Origin of the sequence: Chelatococcus sp. XZ-Ab1 (assembly GCF_029309855.1) — a bacterium.
Classification (GTDB): domain Bacteria; phylum Pseudomonadota; class Alphaproteobacteria; order Rhizobiales; family Beijerinckiaceae; genus Chelatococcus_A; species Chelatococcus_A sambhunathii.
Genome location: NZ_JARKII010000003.1, coordinates 208,800 through 226,247 on the forward strand (window position 1 = coordinate 208,800; position 17,448 = coordinate 226,247).

Genomic DNA, 17,448 nt, shown 5'->3' on the forward strand with positions numbered 1-17,448 from the left:
CGGGCGGCGGAACCTCGCGCGCCGGGCCCGGACGGGCCGGCCCGCGAGGAAGGTGCCTCGGTTCCTGCTCAGTTCTTCTTCGGCTCGGCGGGCGTCGCGCCCTCGGCCGGTTTCTCGCCGGGCTTTGCACCGTCGGCCTTGTCGAGGCGCTCGATCTTGGCGTCCTTGCGCAGGGCGAGGATGAGGTCCTGCTGCGCCTTGCGGGCGAGATAGGCCTCGACCTGCTCCTTGACCTCGTCGAAGGTCGGCAGCGGCTTCTCGCGCTTGTCCTCGACCTTGATGACGTGCCAGCCGAACTGCGACTTGACCGGTGCCGAGACCTTGCCGGGCGCGAGCGCGAAGGCGGCCTCGGCGAATTCCTTCACCATCCGGTCCTTCGTGAAATAGCCGAGATCGCCGCCCTCCTTGGCCGAGCCGGGATCCTTCGACATCTCGCCGGCGACCTTGGCGAAGTCCTCGCCCGCCTCGATGCGTGCGACGACCTTCTTGGCATCTTCCTCGTTCTCGACGAGGATATGCCGGGCACGCACCTCGTCCTCCGGCTTCAGGTTCTTCATCGTCTCGTCGTAGAGCGCCTTGGCGGCCTCCGGCGTGACGGCCTGCTCGACCTGCCTCTGCAGGTATTCGTCGAGCAGCACCTTGTCGCGGTAATAGGCCAAGCGACGCTCGAAGTCGGGCGCGGCATCGACCTTCGCGGCCCTTGCGGCCTTGGCGCCGAGCCTGAGGTCGATAACATAGCCGATGAGATAGTCCTGCCGCTGGGCGTCGGCCATGGCCGGCAGCCGGTCGCCGAGATCCTGCGCCGCGATCTCGAGATCGAGGGCGGTGATGGGCTCGCCGTCGACACGGGCGAGCACCTTCGCCTCATCCGCTGCCTGGCTCTGCGCGGGTGCCGGCTGCGCCGGCGCCGACGTCTGGGCCGTGGCCGCCGCACCTGCGAGGAAAGCGGCACCGGTCAGCAGGACGAGGGCATGCGGGCGAAATCGTTTCATGGATCGGTCCGGCGCGAGCAGCATGGGACATGGGCCGACGGGCCGCTCGCGCTGGGCCAGCCGGCATCATGGTCGGCATGAGTGGCCGAAGCGTCGGCGGTTTGCAAGGGACAAATCGTCCGGGACGCGCCCCTTCCGCTGTTGAAAGCGTTGACATTGCGGTGGCTCGATCCCATGTGGCGCGAGGGTCTCGCCCGCCCGACGGCATCCCGGCGGACCAGCGACGCGCAACCTTCAGAGCTTGTGCTGGACCGGCGCGCCCGCGCCGGGTAATTGTCGCGCGACGATAGGAGTTCCGCCCGCTCGGCGGCTCCTCGGGCGCATGACCCGCGCGCAAGATAGTACCGCAAGATCTGTACCGTCCGGAAAGGCCATCGATGTTCGGCGCTCTCGCAAAAAAAATCTTCGGCTCGGCCAACGATCGCCGTCTCAAGGCGTACAAGCCGAAGGTTGCGGCCATCAACGCGCTCGAGCCCGAGCTTGCGGCGCTGAGCGACGAGGCGCTGCGCGCCCGCACCGAGGAGTTCAGGCGCCAGTTCGCGGCCGGGCGCAGCCTCGACGACCTTCTGGTGCCCGCCTTCGCCACCGTGCGCGAGGCGGCCAAGCGCGTGCTCGGCCAGCGCCACTTCGACGTCCAGCTCCTCGGCGGCATGGTGCTGCACGAGAGCGGCATCGCCGAGATGCGTACCGGTGAGGGCAAGACGCTCGTCGCCACCCTGCCGACCTATCTCAACGCGCTTTCCGGCAAGGGCGTGCACGTCGTCACCGTCAACGACTATCTCGCCCGCCGCGACGCCGAATGGATGGGCCGCGTCTATCGCTTCCTGGGCCTCACCGTCGGCATCATCGTCCACGGGCTCGATGACGGTGAGCGCAAGGCCGCCTACGCCTGCGACATCACGTACGGCACGAACAACGAATACGGTTTCGACTACCTGCGCGACAACATGAAGTATGATTTCGCGCAGATGGTGCAGCGCGGGCACAACTTCGCCATCGTCGACGAGGTCGACTCGATCCTCATCGACGAGGCGCGAACGCCACTCATCATCTCGGGACCGCTCGACGACCGCTCCGAGCTGTACAATGCCATCGACGCGGTGATCCCGAAGCTCGTCAAAGAAGACTACGAGGTCGACGAGAAGCAGCGCGCCGTCTCCCTCACGGAGAAGGGCAACGAGCACATCGAGCAGCTCCTCGAGGAGGCGGGCATCCTCAAGGAGGGCTCACTGTACGAGGCGAACAACGCGACCATCGTCCACCACGTCAACCAAGCGCTGCGCGCCCACACGCTCTTCCAACGCGACAAGGACTACATCGTCCGCAACGGCGAGGTGGTCATCATCGACGAGTTCACCGGCCGCATGATGCCGGGGCGGCGCTATTCGGAAGGCCTGCACCAGGCGCTCGAGGCCAAGGAGCGCGTGCAGATTCAGCCGGAGAACCAGACGCTCGCGTCCATCACCTTCCAGAACTATTTCCGCCTCTACGACAAGCTCGCCGGCATGACCGGTACTGCGGCGACCGAGGCCGACGAGTTCGCCGACATCTATCGGCTCGAGGTGGTCGAGATTCCGACCAACCTGCCCGTGCAGCGCCTCGACGAGGACGACGAGGTCTATCGGACCGCCGAGGAGAAGTACAAGGCGATCATCCGCGAGATCGAGGCTGCCTCCGCGAAGGGCCAGCCGATCCTCGTCGGCACGACCTCCATCGAGAAGTCGGAGCAGCTCGCGGGAGCGCTCTCCCGCAGCGGCTTCAAGCAGATCGACTTCGGCCGGGAGGATGCCCTGAAACCGTTGTTCGAGGCGGCCCGCTCGGGCAAGCCGTCCAAGCATTTCGCCGTGCTCAACGCGCGCTTCCACGAGCAGGAGGCCTTCATCGTCGCCCAGGCCGGCGTGCCGGGCGCCATCACCATCGCCACCAACATGGCCGGCCGCGGCACGGACATCCAGCTCGGCGGCAATGCCGACATGCGCATCGCCCACGAGCTCGGTGAAATGCCCGAGGGCGAGGAGCGCCGGGCGAAGGAAGAGGCGATCCGCATTGAGGTTGCCCAGTTCAAGCAGCGCGCGCTCGAGGCCGGTGGCCTCTACGTGCTCGGCACCGAGCGCCACGAGAGCCGGCGCATCGACAACCAGCTGCGCGGCCGCTCCGGTCGCCAGGGCGATCCCGGCCGCTCCAAGTTCTACCTGTCGCTTCAGGACGACCTGATGCGCATCTTCGGCTCCGACCGCATGGACGGCATGCTTCAGAGACTCGGGCTGAAGGAGGACGAGGCCATCATCCATCCGTGGATCAACAAGGCCATCGAGAAGGCGCAGGGCAAGGTCGAAGCGCGCAACTACGACATTCGCAAGAATATCCTGAAGTACGACAACGTCATGAACGACCAGCGCAAGGTCGTCTTCGAGCAACGTCGGGAGTTTATGGCAGCCGCGTCGGTGCGTGAAACCATCGACGACATGCGCCAGACGGTCATAGACGACATCGTCGCCAAGCATATCCCCGAGGGTGCCTATCCCGAGCAGTGGGACGTCGCCGGATTGGAGGAAAGCGTCGGTCGGATCCTCAACCTCGATATTCCCGTCGCCGACTGGGCGAAGGAGGAGGGCATCGCCGACGAGGAGATGCGCGAGCGCCTGCTGAAAGCCGCGAACGAGGCCTATGCGGCCCGACTCGAGAAGAATACGCCCGAGGTCATGACCTATGTCGAGAAGCAGGTGTTGCTGCAGACCCTCGACCATCTCTGGCGCGAGCATCTCGTCACCCTCGATCACCTCCGGCAGGTCATCGGCTGGCGTGGCCTCGCCCAGCGCGATCCGCTCAACGAATACAAGGCCGAGGCATTCCAGCTCTTTGACGGCCTCATCGACCATCTGCGCGAGCACGTGACGGCCCAGCTCATGCGCGTCGAAGTGATGTTCCAACCCCCGGCCGAGGCGCAGCTACCGCCCATGCAGGCGCACCACCTCGACCCGCTCACCGGCGAGGACGAGCTGGCGCTCGCACTGGCCCCGATCGCGAACGAAACGGGCGCACAGGCAGCGCGCGATCCGAACGATCCCGCGACCTGGGGCAAGGTCGGGCGCAACGACCCCTGCCCCTGCGGATCAGGCAAGAAGTATAAGCACTGCCACGGAGCCTTCGCCTGACCCGCCCGCCGAGGCGGCAGCGGATGCGCGGAACAATATGGCCGGCGGCACGTTGCTTCGCACAGCCATCGCGCGGTGGCGTGCGGGCGGAAACGGGCGGTCGCCATGGATCTGCGAAACTACAGGCGTCGGCTGCGCTGGCCTGCATTGTCCCACCGTCGGGATGCGCCTGTCACCGATCCGGCCGGGACGACGCCCGTCGACGAGGAACTGTTTTGGAAGACGATCGCGCGCCTTGCGGTGATCGGCATCTTCGTGATGACCTTCGGCGCGGTACTGATGGCGACACGGGCGGTCACAGCACCCGTCTGCGCCGCGATCATCGTCGGCAGCATCGTCGGCCCCCTGGTGGAGCACATGGCGCGCCGGGGCGTTCCACCCTTCCTCGGCTCCATCGGTCTCGTGTCGATCTTCGTCGCGGCCCTTTATCTTCTGGCGCTCACCTTCTCCGATCAGGTCAACATGTGGGTCGAGCGCGCGCCGGAACTCGGCGGAATCCTCGAGGAGCGCTTTCAGGCCCTGCGCGAACCCATGGGCTTCCTGCGGCGCATCGAACGCGGCCTGTCCGATGTCGGCCGGGGCGGCGTGATCGACGTTCAGGTGAGCGAGACTTCGCTTCTCGAGACGGTGCTCGCCGCAGCAACACCAGCCGTGGCGCAGTTCCTTCTCTTCGCCGGCACCCTCGTCTTCTTCCTCGCCGGGCGGGCTCAGATGAAGCGGCGGCTCGTCGTTGGCTTCATGACGCGCGAGGCACGCCTTATGGCGCTGCAGATCGTCTCGGATATCGAGCGGGCCCTCGGCCGCTATCTCGGCACCGTCACGATGATCAACGCTGGACTTGGCATCGCAACCGGCATCGCCATGTGGCTCATCGGCCTGCCCAGCCCCGCGTTGTGGGGTCTGCTCGCCTTCATGCTGAACTTCGTCCCCTATATCGGCGCGGTCCTCACGACGCTAACGATCTTCGCCGTCGGCCTCGTATCCTTCGAGACGCTCGGCATGGCGGTTCTGCCACCGGTCGTCTTCCTCGCGCTGACAACACTCGAGGGCCAGTTCATCACGCCGAGCATCGTCGGCCGCCGCCTCACGCTGAACCCGTTCATCATCTTTCTTGCCGTAGCCTTCTGGACATGGATCTGGGGGCCCATCGGTGCGTTCCTGGCGGTGCCGATCCTCATCGTCGCGGTCGTGGTCCTCGAGCACGTTTTCCCCAAGGATGAGGTGAGCCTGCCGGGCTGATCTTGCGCGCGGCCCCTCCGGCCGGCCACCATCACCAACCGGATCCGCCATCCGACTGAGACTGGCGCCCGCCAGTCTTGCCGCATCCGTGAGGCTGCATGACGCAACCGCAGATGATCCTCTTCGCCCTTATGGGCAGCGTTCTTGCCCTGCTGCTCTGGGGGCGCATCCGACACGACCTCGTCGCCATGGCGGGTCTTCTCATCGGAGTGATCGTCGGCGTCGTGCCGGAAAAGGATGCCTTCAGCGGCTTCGCCCATCCGGCCGTGATCGTCGTCGCGCTCGTGCTCATCGCCTCGCGTGCGCTCGAGAACAGCGGCGCCCTCTCCATCATCGCCCGGCGGATCGTCCGGCCCGGTCGCCCCATCGCTGTTCATATCGCTGTCATCGGCGGTGTGGGCGCCGCCCTGTCGGCCTTCATCAACAATGTCGCGGCGCTGGCGCTGTTGATGCCGATCGATATCAATACCGCCCGCAAGGCCGGCCGCTCGCCGCGGCTGACGTTGATGCCGCTCGCCTTCGCCACGATCCTCGGCGGCCTCGTCACGCTCATCGGTACCCCGCCGAACATCGTCGCATCCACCTTCCGTCAGGATGCGCTGGGGGCGCCCTACAGGATGTTCGACTTCGCTCCCGTCGGGCTCGTCTGTGCCATTACCGGCATTCTCTTCATCGCCTTCGGCGGCTGGCGCCTCATTCCCCGTGCTAAGGCAGGTCGGCAGGTGCCAGAGCCGGCCCGCATCGACGACTTCGTCGTCGAGCTTGCGGTCTCGCCCCAATCGCCGGCCATCGGGCGCCTTGTAGCCCAGCTCGACGAGGAGAGCGAGGCGGCCGACGTCGTCATCCTGGGCCTGATCCGCGACGGGCGGCGCCTACCCGGGCGTGCCCGCTTCGCCACCATCCGCGAAGGCGATCTCTTCGAGGTCGAAGGCTCGGCCGACGCGGTCGCCGCCTTCATCAAGGCCCTCGCGCTCGAGCAGGCCAAGGACGATATCTCGGTCGATGCGCCGGAGGCGGAGGATGCCGCCCGCGCCGGCGAACCGGCCCTGGTCGAGACCGTGGTGCGGGCCGATTCCCGCATTGCCTGGCGATCGGCCGAGGCCTTCCGCCTGCGCTCGCGCTTCGGCGTGACTCTGCTCGGCATCTCCCGGCAGGGACGCACCTTCCGCGAACGGATCAGCTCGCGCATCATCGAGCCGGGCGACATGCTGCTGCTGACCGGGCCTCAGGCCGCGCTCGCCCATGTCGTCAACTGGCTCGGCACCATGCCGCTCAGCGAAACGAGCGTTCAGGCGGCGCGTACTTGGCGCGTCGTGGTCGCGCTCGGCCTGTTCATCGGGGCGATCATCGCGGCAAGCACCAGCTTCATCTCCTTCACCACCGCCATCGCCATCGCCGTCGTCGGCTATGCCGCCACGGGCCTCGTGACGCCGCGCGAGGTCTACGACCAGGTAGACTGGCCGGTCGTCGTTATGCTCGCCGCCCTCCTGCCGCTCAGCGCCGCCTTCGAGAGCGTCGGCGGCACGGCTCTCGTCGCCAACCTGATCGTCGCTGTGACCCAGGGCCACTCGCCCGTGGTCGCCCTCGTCGGCCTGATGCTCGTCACCGTCATCCTGTCGGACATGCTGAACAATGTCGCGACCATGGTCATCGCGGGCCCTGTGGCCATCGAGACGGCACGGACGTTGTCGGTCAATCCCGACGCCTTCCTGATGGCGACGGTCGTCGCCGCCTCGCTCGCCTTCCTCACACCCATCGGCCACAAGAACAACACGCTTATCATGGGTCCCGGCGGCTATTCCTTCGGCGATTACTGGCGTCTCGGCCTTCCGCTCGAGATCCTGATGGTGAGCGTGTCGATCCCTGTCATCCTCGTCGTTTGGCCGCTGTAACGCCGCAAAACGAAAGCGGCCGTCGGAGACGGCCGCTTCTCTCCCGATTCGGATCGGGCGGAAAAGTCAGTTGGTCTGTTCCCAATGGGCCGACAGACGCGAGGGCAGGGCCGCCTGGGCGCCATGCATTACGGGCGGCAGCACAGCCTGCCGATCCTTCTTGTTGGCGGCCCCCGAAGAGGCATCGGCGCCGCGACGGCGCGGCGGCAGCGGCGCCTCGGCCGGTGCCGGCATCGCCGCGGTCTCGGCCTGCGGCTCGTCCTTGGAGCCGAAAAGACCACCGAAGGAAAGGATGCGATCGACGAGCGGCCGCCCGCTCGACGCCGAGGCGACGACAGGTTGCGCCTGTGGCGCAGGGGCCGTGACGACCGGCATCGCAGCAGGGGCGGCCGAAGCCGGCGCTGCTACGGGCCCAGCAGGGAGCGATGTCGCGATCTGGACTGGCTTGGAGGTCTCGACCGGCCGTTCCCGGCCGCTGCTGTCGAGCTCCACGACCTGCGGCCCGCTTTCCAGCGCATCAGGCCGGCTGACTTCGAACTCCGGCCGGCTGGACTGGGCGAAGACGCCAACGTTGCTTTCGGCAACGGCTGCCGTCCGGCGGCGGAAGGATTCGTGCTGGCCTCCATCGGCATACACCAGCTTGATGGCCTTGGTGCCGCTGTTGACGAGATCGGCGACCTTCGCTTCGTCGGCGCGCTGCTTCTGCGCCACGGCCACGGCGATGTCCTCGTCGACATTGAGCGGCGGGCAGGCCGCGGAGGGATCGAGGCGCTGGCCATCGGCCGGCCTGGCGTTGAAGACGTAGCGCTTGCCGCAGACGGCAACCTGCGGTTCCTGCTTCGTCACCTCGAAGTGATCCGCACCTTCCTTCAGGTTGCGCCAGAAGGCCATGTTCGGGTCGTAGCGATGCTTGGCGAGATTCTCCGCCGTCATGCGGAACGGCATCGCCTGCATCTGCACCGCCTTCTGTCCGCCGGCGAAAGCCTCGCGCACGATGGCATAGACCTCGGCGATCTGCTCGTCGGTCATCGAATAACAGCCGGCCGATGAGCAGGCACCGTGGACCATGAGATGGGCACCCGTGCGACCGTAGGCGCGATCGTAGGCGTTGGGATAGCCCATGTTGAACGAGAGATAATAGCTCGAGTTCGGATTGAGCTGGGCTGGCGTGATGGCATAGAAGCCTTCCGGCGCCTGCCGGTCGCCCTCGCGTTTCTTCGGACCGAGCTGGCCCGACCAGCGGCAGATGGGAAACGTCTTCAGTAACGCGTATTTGCCGGATTTGGTCTGCTTCCAGACTTCAAGCTCCGATTCCTTCTTGTAGGAGCGGATCAGGACCGGCGCGTACCGCGACATGTCCTTCTGCTCCATGAGGGAGAGCGTCTTGCTCGGAACGGGCTGGGAGGCACGCACGCTGCGCGAGTAGGTGGCGTCGTCCTCACAGGCTGCCACCGCAAGAGCCATCGTCGAGACCAGCAGCAATCGCTTGAGCATAACGCAACCTCTCGCTTCCCTGATGCCGGGCGCTGGGCACACCGGCACCATTGAGCTTTAAACCCGTTAGCGTTACTCGAACCTTACCGGTGCCCGCCACACACCGGCGCGGTTAACGGATTGTTAAAGCTGGCGCCCGATGGCCAGGAACTTGTCAGCACGCAAGGACCGGATCTCGTCGGGCGAAAGCCCGGCCAGATCCTGAAAAGCCGCTGCGATCGCATCGCCCGCAGCGTTCATGGCTGCCGCCGGATCGCGATGCGCTCCCCCCGACGGCTCCGGGATAATGCCATCGATGACCGAAAAGCGTAAGAGATCTTGTGCGGTGATCTTCATGCTGGTCGCGGCGTCCTGGGCGCGCGAGGAGTCGCGCCACAGGATCGAGGCCGCGCCCTCCGGCGAGATCACCGAATAGATTGCGTGCTCGAGCATGAGCACGCGGTTGGCCGTGGCAAGTGCAATGGCGCCGCCCGAGCCGCCCTCGCCGATGATGACGGAAACATTCGGCACGCCGAGCGCAAGGCAGGCCTCGGTCGAGCGGGCAATGGCCTCGGCCTGGCCGCGCTCCTCCGCGCCGATGCCTGGATAGGCGCCGGCCGTATCGACGAAGCTGATGACCGGGATGCCGAACCTGTCCGCCATGTCCATCAGCCGCACCGCCTTGCGGTAACCCTCGGGCTTGGCCATGCCGAAATTGTGGCGCAGGCGCGCCTCCGTGCTGGCACCCTTCTCCTGGCCGATGACGCAGACGCTCTCGCCGCGAAAACGGCCGAAGCCGCCGAGGATGGCCTCGTCCTCGCCGAACTTGCGATCGCCGGCGAGCGGCGTGAAATCCGCGATCAGCGCGGCGCAATAGTCGATGAAATGCGGGCGCTGCGGATGGCGCGCCACGAGCGTCTTCTGCCACGGCGTCAGATTGGCGTAGAGATCGGCGAGGGCCTTGTCCGCCTTGGCCTCGAGGCGAGCGATCTCGTCGCCGATGGCCACAGCGCTGCCGCCTTCGGCCATGGCACGCAGTTCCTCGACCTTGGCCTCAAGCTCGGCGACGGGCTTTTCGAAATCCAGATAGCTTCGCATGCGATATGGGGCGCCGGGGTTGTCCATCTTCGGGTGGCCCATCCACGGCGTCTGGCCGCGGAGGACCCCCGCAGGGTCGGCGCGGGCGGACCTTGGCGACTGGCTGGCGCCAAGTCAAGACGAAGTCGGTATGAAGCCGGCCCGGGCGGCGGGGAGCGACGCGTCCTCGAACATGGGTGTTTCAGGAAGGGCCCGGCTGCCGCCCGGCCGGCGGCGACATGTCGTCACCCGCCACGAAGCGCGGGGACAGAGCCCCCTGGGCCGGCACCAGCACGGGACGCAGCCGCGCCGCGCGCCGCATCGCCCGCACTGCGACGGGCCGATGCAGTTGCTTGACCGCCTCGATGACGTGCACGCCGGCGAAGGGAAGAGACAGGCCAGCCCCCGCCCTTTCCCAGGCCACGGCCGAGCGCAGGAAGAGCTGGCGCTGCAACGGCGGCACGTAGAGCGCCTCCAGCCAGTTCTCCGGCGAGAAGAGCGTGCGGCGCATGAGCCCGTTGAGCTGCGAGCGGCTATATGGCTGGCCCTGGCCGAAGGGCGTCGTGTCCATGCGCGCCCATAAGCCACGGCGGTTAGGCGCGACGAGAAGAACCCGGCCGCCCGGGCTCAGCACACGCCACACCTCGCTCATCAGTTCGTCCGGCGCCTCGCTCGTCTCCAGGGCGTGCACGACGAGCACCCGGTCGATGCAGGCATCCGGCAGGGGCAGCATGGTCGGCTCGACGAGAGCCGAGGCGGACGGCCCGGCGGATGGCCAGTTCACCACGCCCTGCGCCGCCGGCATGAAGGCGAGCGTGCGCTCGCTGCCGGCCTTGAGGACGGTGAGATAGGGCGTCGCATAGCCGATGCCGAGGAGCCGCTGGCCGGAAAGGTCCTTCCACAGCCCTTCGACCGCGCGCAGCACGAGGCGCCGGGCCACGACGCCGAGCGGGCTCGCGTAGAAATGCCTCAGATCGACCACATCGACCGCCAAGGGAGCTACTCCTTCTCCTCTGATCATCGGGATGGGAACCGCCGGTTGCAAGATGACCGCGTCTCGCGAGAGAACCGATGCCGTGATTCGCCTCGCGGGACAGAGTCTGTAAGGTCGCCTGGAACGTGGGGTCGCCCCGCAGGCCGGAAGCCAAGGAGAACCATCGTGCCAGCCGACATCCATGTCTTTCCCTGCCGCAGCGACAATATCGGCGTCCTCGTGCGCGATGCGGCGAGCGGCGCCTGCGCCGCCATCGACGCCCCGGAGGAGGCCGCGGTGCGCCGAGCCCTCGCCGAAACCGGATGGCGTCTGACGCACATCCTCGTCACCCACAAGCATCCCGACCACGTCGAGGGCATTCCCGGCCTCAAGCGGGAGACGGGCGCCACTGTCATTGGGCCCGCGGCGGAAGCGGCCGCCATTCCCGACATCGACCGGCGGGTTGCGGAAGGCGACGTCGTCGAGGTCGGCGCTCTCCGGGGCGAGGTCATCGCCACGCCCGGTCATACCCTCGGCCATATCGCCTATTGGTTCGCACGCGAGCGGGCCCTCTTTGCCGGCGACACGCTGTTCGCGCTCGGCTGCGGGCGCCTGTTCGAGGGCACGCCGGCGGACATGTGGGCGACCCTCGAGAAGCTCGCCGCCCTGCCGGACGACACCCGCCTCTACTGCGGCCACGAATATACGCTCGCGAACGCGCACTTCGCGCTTGCCGCCGATCCGGACAATGCCGCGCTCGCCAAACGCGCCGCCGACATCGAGGCGAGACGGGCACGGGGCGAATTGACGGTCCCGTCCCTCCTCGGCGAGGAGAAGGCGACCAATCCCTTCCTGCGCGCGCGCGAGCAGGCCCTCGCCGCCGCCGTCAACCTCGCCGGCCGGCCGGCTGCGGAGGTCTTCGCCGCGCTCCGCGCCTGGAAGGACCGGTTCTGATGCTGCCGACGAACGGACGGGAAGCGCTTACGGCGGAGGCCATCGTCCGCCTGCTCGATCTTAAGCCCCACCCGGAGGGCGGCTGGTTCCGGGAGACCTATCGCGACCCGCAACCGGTGGAGGGCGGGCGCGCCGCTTCGACACTGATCTACTATCTGCTGGGCCCCGGCGGCACATCCCACTGGCACCGCGTCGACGCCGCCGAGGTCTGGCACTGGTATTGCGGCGCGCCGCTGGTGCTGACCGTGTCGCCCGATGGGCACGAGACCGAGGCCCACCGCCTCGGCGCGGATCTTGCGGCGGGCGAGCGGCCGCAATGCGTCGTGCCGGCGGGCTGGTGGCAGACGGCAACGAGCCTCGGCGCCTTCACTCTCGTCGGCTGCACGGTGGCGCCGGGCTTCACCTTCGACGGCTTCGAGATGGCACCGGCCGGCTGGCGGCCGGCCCCACGCTGAGGCGGCGAGGCCTCACCGCGTCAGCACGAGCGCCGGCAGCCAGGTCGTCAGCGGCGGCCAGAAGGTGGCAGCGAGCAGCACGGCGGCGAGCGGCAGCATCCACGGCACGATGGCCCGCGACATGGCCTCGAAGCGGATATTGGCAATCCGTGCCGTAACGAAGAGAACGACACCGACGGGGGGCGTGATCGTGCCGATCATCAAGTTGAGCACGAAAATAAGACCGAACTGCAAGGGATCGATGCCGAACTGCCCTGCAATCGGCACCAGGATAGGGATGAGGATGAGCATCGCCGCCAGCGCCTCCATCACGCAGCCGACAAGGAGCAGCAGCAGGTTGACGACGAAAAGGAAGACGAGTGGGTCGCCCACGGCCTCGATGATCAGCGGCCCGAGCGTCTGCGGGATGCGCGAGATCGACAGGCACCAGGCGAGCGCCGCTGCCGTCATGACGAGCGCCAGCACGATCCCGGTCGTCTCGACCGTGTCGACGATGATACGTGGCAATTGTCGCAGGTCGAAGTCGCGGTAGACAACGAGCCCGAGAAAGAGTGCATAGACGGAGGCGACGGCCGCCGCCTCGGTCGGTGTCATGATGCCGCTCATCATGCCGCCAAAGAGAATGACTGGCGTCATCAGCGCCCAGTGCGCCCGCCGATAGGCGACGGCAAGGGCCTTCACCCCCTCGAAGGGATGGCGCGGCATGGCGCGCCGCGTGGCCACCACCGTAACCATGGCGGAGAGCGCGAGCGCCATCAGCAGGCCTGGAATGACCCCCGCGAGGAACAGCCCGCCGATGGAGACGTCGGCACTGACACCGTAGATGACCATCGGCAGAGACGGCGGAATGATCGGCCCGATGGTCGCCGAGGCGGCCGTGATGGCCGCGGCGGTCTCCGGATCGTAGCCCTCCTGGCGCATCGCCTTGATCTCGAGCGAGCCCACGCCGCCCGCATCCGCCACGGCGGAGCCGGACATGCCGGCGAAGATCACGCTCGCGAGGATATTGGCGTGGCACAGGCCGCCGCGCAGCCAGCCCACGCAGGCGCGGGCGAACGTGAAAATCCGGTCGGTGATGCCCGCCGAGTTCATGATGTTGCCCATCAGGATGAACAGCGGCGCGGCGAGAATGGGGAAGGAATTGGCCGCCTGGGCGATCTTCTGCGGCACAATGTCGACCGGCATGCCGTTGATGACGACGAAGGCGAAGGCTGCGAGCCCCATGGAGGCGAACAGCGGCAGGCCAAGCAGCAGCGCGGCGAACCAGACGATGAGGATCTCGGCCATCGCGGCGGTCATGGCGCGGCCCCCGCCTCGAAATCCCGCCGGCGGGCCCCGGCGAGCACTTCTGCGATCTCGATCAGCGCCTGTGCCGTAATGGCGACACCGGCAATGGGCATCGGCACGTAGACGAGCGCGGCCGAGAGCGGCAGGCTGACCCACTCCACGTCGAAGTTGCGCTCGATCAGCCCGAAGCTGCGCGACAGGAGCACCATGCCGAGCGCGGCGACTGCGAGCTGGATCAGCACCTCGGCGCCGCGGCGCAGGGGCGGCGGCAGCTGGTCGATGACGACCGTGATGCGGATGTGGCTGCGCCGCCGCGCGGCCAGGATCCAGCCGACGAAGGCGGTCCAGACCATCAGATATTGCGCCATCTCGTCGGACCAGGCGAGCGGCTGGTTCACCAGCCTGAACACCACGCCGAGGAAGACGCAGGCGAGAAGCGCAAGGAGAAGGAGGACCGCGGCGGCGGCAACCGCCCGGTCCGCGAGAAGCCCGGCAAGGCGCAGCATGGCAGCATCCGAAGTCGGGGCGGGGCCTCCACCGGAGACCCCGCAGCAGGAAAGGGCAGGCGAAACGTCACAGCGCGGCGAGCGTGTCCCAGGTGCCCTTGCCCCATTTCTCCTCGAACTTCGGCGGCAGTTGCTCCAGCACAGGCTTGCGGAAGCTCTCCACGTCGGGCTCGATGATGGTCATGCCCGCTGTCTTCAGCGTGCCGATGAGCGCGCCCTCCTGACGCGAGAGCTCGGCATCCTGCCACTGGGCCCCGTTGGCGATGGCCGCGTCGAGAATCGCGCGGTCCTCGGCCGAAAGCCCCTTCAGGGCCGCCTCGTTGGCGATGACGAGCCGCGGCGTGATGATGTGGCCGGTCAGAACGAGATATTTCTGCACCTCGGCGAGCTTGGCGCTGTGAATCGTCGGCAGCGGGTTCTCCTGCCCGTCGACCGCCCCCTGGCTCAGGGCGAGGTAGAGCTCGTTGAAGTTGATCGGCGTCGCGCGCGCCCCCCAGGCCTCGGCCATGGCGCGGAAGGTATCGACCGGCGGCACGCGCAGCTTGAAGCCGGCCATCTCGGCCGCCGAGCGCACCTCCTTGTTGCCCGTCGTCAGATGGCGCTTGCCGTAATAGGTGATGGCGAGCATGCGCAGGCCGCGCCGGCTGACGAGCTCCTCGTTCATCTTGGCGAAGATGGGCGAGGAGCCGGCCTTCGTCATGTGGGCGGCATCGCGCCACAGGTAGGGCGCCTCGATCACGGAGAGCTGCGGCAGCAGCGCGCCGAGAGCCGCGGCGCCGTCCGTCGTGAAGGCGAGGGCGCCGGAGACGACCGCATCCATCATGTCCTTGCCCGATCCGAGCTGGCCGTTGGGGAAGCTCTGGATGTCGATGCGTCCGCCGGATTTCTCCTTCACCTCGGCCGCGATGCGGTCGATCATCTGCACCTGCGGGTGTGACTGGGGCAGCATCTCGCCCCAGCGGATCACCGTGGCCTGGGCCTTGGCGATGGCCGGCATGAATACGCCGGCCCCGAGCGCCGCACTGCCCGCGAGAAACGTCCGTCTGCTGACACCGTGCATCGTTTGTCCTCCCATTGGATCAGGGCGCGGCTTTGCCGTCGTTCTTGACCAGGCCGATGGCGGCCGGGCGATCCGTGCCCCATAGCGGCGACAGGCCGCTGCGGGATGATCTCAGGCGCCAGCCGGCTCGCCGGTGATGGCCTCGAAGGTGGCAACGAGCTTCTCCCGATCCGCCGCGGCAAGCGGCACGAGCGGCGGGCGCACATGACAATAACCCTTGTCGCCCCGCCGGTGGGCGACAAGGGCCTTAACCGCCGGCAGCACCGGCAGGCTCACGATGGCTTCGACGAGCGCATTGACGCGGCGGTCGTCGCGGCCTTCGTGGACGAGGGGCCGCAGCAGCGCCGGGGTGATGTTGGCGAGGCCGCAGATACTGCCCTCGGCGCCATGGCGCACCGCGCGCGCCAGCAGCCGCTCGTCGCCGACGAGAATGGCGATGTCGCCGTGATCGGCGAGAAAGCGTTCGGTCGTCGCCCAGTCGCCAGAGGAATCCTTGATGCCGGCGATGACGCCGCTGAAGGCATCGCGCAGGCGCCGCACCAGGCTGCTCGACAGGGGCACCGCCGTCTGGCCGGGAATATGGTAGAGGATGATGCCGCGCGCCGCGCCGCCGAGGCGTCCGAAAAAGTCGCTGAACCAGCCGAAGAGTCCCTCTTCGTCGACCCCCTTGAGATAGAAGGGCGGCGCCACCAGCAGGCCCCGCACACCGGCCGACAGGGCAAGCTCCGCCTGTTCGGCGGCCTCGGCCACGGTCGTCGCCGACACGCCCGCGTAGACCTTATCGAGCGAAATGCCGGCACCCGCCACGGCGCCGAGCATGGTGGCGCGCTCTCGCAGCGGGATGGAGAAGCCTTCGCCGGTCGTACCGAACAGCGTGATGCTGTCGCAGCCCTCCGCGAGGACGGCACGGGCCTGGCCGACGAGTCGCGCGAGATCGGGCCTGCCCCGCTCGTCGAACGGCGAAACCAGGGCTGCGGACAGGCCGAAACGTCGCGCCTCGCTCACGTGGATCTCCCAAGGATCGTCCCGGCGATCGTCAGGGACAGCTTTTGTGTTCTTCCTGACATGTTAGCGCGTTCGCGAAACAGCGCAAGCGCCGCGCCAAGCGCGCCCGCCACCCCTGCAGACCTCAGGCGGCTCACCGCATCGAAATATTGAAGAAGGAGGCGCCGGGGATCGGCGAGAAAACTAGCGCTCGATGGACAGGAGGGAGCGCCGCACGGCAGCGAGATCAGCCGCGATGCCGTTCAGCCGTTCGGCGAAAATGGCGCGCAAATGGACGGCCACGTCAGGGAACTCGACCAGCACGCGCCGCAGGATGCTGCGCGGCAGTTTCGTCACGGAGGACGGTTCGCGAGCGATGGCCGTCGCCGGCCGCTTTGTTTCGGCAAAGAGTGCGAGTTCGCCGATGAGCACGCCCGGCCCGACCACGTGATCCGTTGGCGAGCCGTCGTCGCGCGCATCGAGCGCGATCGCGCCCGATCGCACCAGATAACCGCCATCAGCGGGCTCGCCGCGGCGGAAGAGGACGTCACCGGCCCTCAGGATCCGCGATTCGGCCGCAAAGGCGATGAGCCGCAGCGCCTCGCGCTCGACCCCGGCGAAGGTCGGCACCGCCTCGAGCGCCGCGATGTCCTCATTCAGTCCCATGTCTGGCCGCCTGTCCGCGCTCCGATCATCACGGTATCAGTTTGTAGCCGCCCTGCTCGGTCACGAGAATGCGCGCGTTGGACGGATCCTGCTCGATCTTCTGCCTGAGGCGGTAGATATGCGTCTCGAGCGTGTGGGTCGTGACATTGGCGTTGTAGCCCCAGACCTCGGCCAGCAGCACCTCGCGCGTTACCACCTTCTGCCCGGCACGATAGAGGAAGCGCAGGATCGCCGTCTCCTTCTCCGTGAGCTTGAGCTTCGAGCCACGCTCGCTGACCAGGAGCTTGGCGCTCGGGCGGAACGTATAGGGCCCGATGGAGAAGACCGCATCCTCGCTCGCCTCGTACTGGCGAAGCTGGGCGCGGATGCGTGCCAGCAGCACTGCGAAGCGGAACGGCTTGGCGACATAATCATTGGCGCCGGCATCGAGACCGAGCACCGTGTCGCTGTCGGTCGCATGGCCGGTCAGCATGATCACCGGACTGCGGAAGCCACCCTCGCGCATGCGCTTGACGGCGTCGCGCCCGTCCATGTCGGGCAGGCCGACGTCCATGATGACGAGATCGATGTTGTTCTCCTTCACCACATCGAGTGCCTCGGCGCCGGATGCGGCGGTGGAGAGTGTGAACTCGTCGGTCAGCGCGAGCTGCTCGCTCAGCGTCTCGCGCAGGTCTTCCTCGTCGTCCACGATGAGCAGATGGCGGGCGTGAGGCATGGTCCTTCCATTGTTGGGCA

Annotated in this window: 15 protein-coding genes; 5 read left to right on the forward strand and 10 right to left on the reverse strand. The window is 67.4% G+C overall.

All coding sequences use genetic code 11. From position 1 onward, the window contains the following. Positions 1–68: 68 nt before the first annotated feature. A complete protein-coding gene (locus tag P2T65_RS06825; RefSeq protein ID WP_245282576.1) occupies positions 69–992 on the reverse strand; it encodes a peptidylprolyl isomerase in 924 nt (307 codons plus the stop codon). Between the two features lie 377 nt (positions 993–1,369). On the opposite strand from P2T65_RS06825, the gene secA reads away from it, so the two are divergent. The 3 genes from secA to P2T65_RS06840 all read left to right on the forward strand — a co-directional run bounded on the left by secA (position 1,370) and on the right by P2T65_RS06840 (position 7,278). Further along, on the forward strand, positions 1,370–4,147 hold the full coding sequence (gene secA / locus P2T65_RS06830) for a preprotein translocase subunit SecA (RefSeq protein WP_276199466.1): 2,778 nt from the start codon (positions 1,370–1,372) through the stop codon (positions 4,145–4,147). A gap of 105 nt (positions 4,148–4,252) precedes the next feature. Next, positions 4,253–5,386 carry an AI-2E family transporter gene (locus tag P2T65_RS06835; RefSeq protein ID WP_055459482.1) on the forward strand — a complete coding sequence of 378 codons (1,134 nt, stop codon included), beginning with the start codon at positions 4,253–4,255 and terminating at the stop codon, positions 5,384–5,386. Between the two features lie 98 nt (positions 5,387–5,484). Then, complete coding sequence (locus tag P2T65_RS06840) at positions 5,485–7,278, forward strand: SLC13 family permease (RefSeq protein WP_063186749.1); 1,794 nt, start codon at positions 5,485–5,487, stop codon at positions 7,276–7,278. 66 nt (positions 7,279–7,344) lie between these two features. Here P2T65_RS06840 and P2T65_RS06845 read toward each other — a convergent pair whose 3' ends face one another. The 3 genes from P2T65_RS06845 to P2T65_RS06855 all read right to left on the reverse strand — a co-directional run bounded on the left by P2T65_RS06845 (position 7,345) and on the right by P2T65_RS06855 (position 10,822). After that, positions 7,345–8,772, reverse strand: a complete 1,428-nt coding sequence (locus P2T65_RS06845; RefSeq protein WP_055459484.1) for a murein L,D-transpeptidase family protein — start codon at positions 8,770–8,772, stop codon at positions 7,345–7,347. Positions 8,773–8,895: 123 nt separating this feature from the next. Further along, positions 8,896–9,849 carry an acetyl-CoA carboxylase carboxyltransferase subunit alpha gene (locus P2T65_RS06850; protein WP_055459639.1) on the reverse strand — a complete coding sequence of 318 codons (954 nt, stop codon included), beginning with the start codon at positions 9,847–9,849 and terminating at the stop codon, positions 8,896–8,898. A gap of 181 nt (positions 9,850–10,030) precedes the next feature. After that, positions 10,031–10,822, reverse strand: coding sequence for a methyltransferase domain-containing protein (locus P2T65_RS06855; RefSeq protein ID WP_055459485.1), 792 nt, complete (start codon positions 10,820–10,822; stop codon positions 10,031–10,033). Between the two features lie 165 nt (positions 10,823–10,987). On the opposite strand from P2T65_RS06855, the gene gloB reads away from it, so the two are divergent. Then, entirely contained in the window at positions 10,988–11,755 is a 768-nt protein-coding gene (gene gloB / locus P2T65_RS06860; protein WP_145979698.1) for a hydroxyacylglutathione hydrolase, read from the forward strand. Then, complete coding sequence (locus tag P2T65_RS06865) at positions 11,755–12,210, forward strand: cupin domain-containing protein (protein ID WP_055459486.1); 456 nt, start codon at positions 11,755–11,757, stop codon at positions 12,208–12,210. Before gloB ends, P2T65_RS06865 begins: the two co-directional genes overlap by 1 nt. Before the next feature lie 12 nt (positions 12,211–12,222). On the opposite strand, the gene P2T65_RS06870 is transcribed toward P2T65_RS06865, so the two are convergent. The 6 genes from P2T65_RS06870 to P2T65_RS06895 all read right to left on the reverse strand — a co-directional run bounded on the left by P2T65_RS06870 (position 12,223) and on the right by P2T65_RS06895 (position 17,428). Further along, the gene (locus tag P2T65_RS06870) at positions 12,223–13,509 is read right to left on the reverse strand and encodes a TRAP transporter large permease (RefSeq protein WP_055459487.1); all 1,287 of its coding nucleotides are present in this window, start codon (positions 13,507–13,509) and stop codon (positions 12,223–12,225) included. Continuing rightward, on the reverse strand, positions 13,506–14,003 hold the full coding sequence (locus P2T65_RS06875) for a TRAP transporter small permease (RefSeq protein ID WP_276199467.1): 498 nt from the start codon (positions 14,001–14,003) through the stop codon (positions 13,506–13,508). Before P2T65_RS06875 ends, P2T65_RS06870 begins: the two co-directional genes overlap by 4 nt. A gap of 67 nt (positions 14,004–14,070) precedes the next feature. Next, positions 14,071–15,063 (reverse strand): sialic acid TRAP transporter substrate-binding protein SiaP, encoded by a 993-nt coding sequence (locus P2T65_RS06880; RefSeq protein WP_276199468.1) that lies wholly within the window; start codon positions 15,061–15,063, stop codon positions 14,071–14,073. 111 nt (positions 15,064–15,174) lie between these two features. Beyond that, positions 15,175–16,068, reverse strand: coding sequence for a dihydrodipicolinate synthase family protein (locus P2T65_RS06885; protein WP_055459490.1), 894 nt, complete (start codon positions 16,066–16,068; stop codon positions 15,175–15,177). Between the two features lie 183 nt (positions 16,069–16,251). Continuing rightward, positions 16,252–16,713, reverse strand: coding sequence for a cyclic nucleotide-binding domain-containing protein (locus P2T65_RS06890; protein WP_276199469.1), 462 nt, complete (start codon positions 16,711–16,713; stop codon positions 16,252–16,254). Positions 16,714–16,741: 28 nt separating this feature from the next. Further along, positions 16,742–17,428: a response regulator transcription factor gene (locus P2T65_RS06895; protein ID WP_055459492.1), complete on the reverse strand. Its 687-nt coding sequence runs from the start codon at positions 17,426–17,428 to the stop codon at positions 16,742–16,744. Positions 17,429–17,448: the final 20 nt, after the last annotated feature.